This window comes from Bacillota bacterium (assembly GCA_024655925.1).
In the GTDB taxonomy this organism is placed as follows: Bacteria; Bacillota; DTU025; order DTU025; family JANLFS01; genus JANLFS01.
Window position 1 is genome coordinate 13,616 of the sequence record JANLFS010000074.1, and the last position, 1,921, is coordinate 15,536.

2 protein-coding genes are annotated in these 1,921 nt (G+C 59.0%); both read right to left on the reverse strand.

Annotation, left to right across the window (positions count from 1 at the left end):
- The coding region (locus NUW23_11440; GenBank protein MCR4426777.1) for a hypothetical protein at positions 1 to 608 on the reverse strand (608 nt) is incomplete at its 3' end.
- A gap of 31 nt (positions 609 to 639) precedes the next feature.
- A complete protein-coding gene (locus NUW23_11445) occupies positions 640 to 1,839 on the reverse strand; it encodes a pyridoxal phosphate-dependent aminotransferase (protein MCR4426778.1) in 1,200 nt (399 codons plus the stop codon).
- Between the last annotated feature and the right edge of the window lie 82 nt (positions 1,840 to 1,921).

Sequence of the window (1,921 nt, forward strand, 5' to 3'; positions counted from 1 at the left end):
AGCACAGGCCCCCTCACGCGCCTTTGGATCATGGGCAGGTCCTCATCGTCCGCACCCTGCCTGGCAAGGAGGTCTGCATACACCTCGGGCAGCCTCTTTGGGTCGTCCAGCACGGCCTGCCCGTGCGCGTTGCATTTCCTCCGGGGTTTCACGACCACAGGACAGTCCACTGCCTCGAAGATCGCGGGAAGCTCTGCTCGGGATACTGGAACGAACGTGGGGTTCGGCGGAGGGACTCCGATTCGCTGACCGAATCGGGCCATGTTGCCCTTGTCGTGTACGAACAGAATTGACTCGAACGGCATCGAGATGAAACGGGCGTACTTGTTGATCTCCTCGGCGTAGTAAGACATCACGAACCCGTCTTCGAACGTGGGCACATAGATGTCGTAATCACCCGACGCCAGTTCATCCAGGACAGCCCGGGCGAACCTCTCGGGCTGGTACCGGATGGACGGGAACACAAGTCTCCTCTTCACCGCTTTCGAGTGGAGACTGAAGTCGGATGATGCCGTTCCGGCGGCTGTGACCTGAAATCCCATCTCGGCGAGGCGTCGAACGACAAACAGCCCCACGGGCGTCATCATGCCCGTGACCAATGCCCGCACTCTACTCTCACTTCCTCAAGATATCCGTGTGTCAGGACTGGGCGCAGCCTTTGATATACTCCCGAATCCTCCTTGCGCCCTCTATGATGTTCTCTCTGGATGTCGCGTAGGAGAACCGCACGTATTCATCGGTCTCCCCCTCGACCCTGCATCCGAACGCGCTCCTCGGCAGGACCGCCACACCCGCCTCGTGGAGCAGCCGGCTCTGAAACTCGCTGGAGTCAGCACAGCCCAGCATCTTGCAGGCCTCGGTCACGTTTGGGTAAACGTAGAACGCACCTCCCGGTGTGAGGCACCTGAACCCCGGGATGGAGTTGAGCTCAGAAACGATCAGGTTGCGCCGGGCCAGGAACTCTTCCCGCATCTCGTTTGCGCGGCCCTGGGAGCCCGTCAAGGCCTCCACGCCTGCTACCTGAGTAAACGTGGCCGTGCACGACTCGGAATTGGTCACGAGCCTCGTTACCGCAGAAGCCAGCTCCGGACGCATTACTCCGTAGCCCAGTCTCCATCCGGTCATCGCGTAGGTCTTCGAGAAGCCGTCGAGGATGATCGTGCGCTCCTTCATGCCAGGGATGGAGGCTATGCTCTCGAACGGGGCGTCGTAGACCAGGCGCGAGTATACCTCGTCCGAAAGCACGGTGATGTCGTGCTCGATTGCGAGTTCCGCTATGCTCTCGAGATCTTGTCTGGACAGGACCCCACCAGTCGGGTTCTCCGGGGAGTTGATTATCATGAAGGTGGTCCGCGGACTGATCAGCCTCCTCAGCCTGTCGACGTCGAACGAAAACCCGTTCCTCTCATCCAGGAAGATGGGGACTGGACGTGCGCCCACGAAGTTGATCATGGACTCATATATCGGGAACCCCGGGTTCGGGTATATCACCTCGTCGCCCGGGTCCACACACGCCAGCAGGGAGTGAAAGATTATCGGCTTCGCCCCAGGTGTTACCACAACCTCTCCAGGATCAGCCGGAATGCCGCGCGTGCGTGAGATATAGGCTGCGATTGCCTCGCGAAGTGCGAGGATGCCAAAAGACGGGCTGTAATGGGTGTAGCCCTCATCCAAAGCCTGCTTGCATCTGTCCTTGATGTTCTCCGGGGTGTCGAAATCTGGCTCCCCGATGGCGAAGGTAATGATGTCGCGCCCGCGCGCCCGGAGTTCGTTGACGGTTGCAAGCACCGAGAAGGCACTCTCGGTGCCGAGTCTGCCCACCCTCTCTGCGAGTTTCACTTCAACGTTACCTCCTGATCTTTCTGCATCTCAGACTTCATAGAGATACGGCAATCTGTTGGTTGATAGAATAATATCAGTT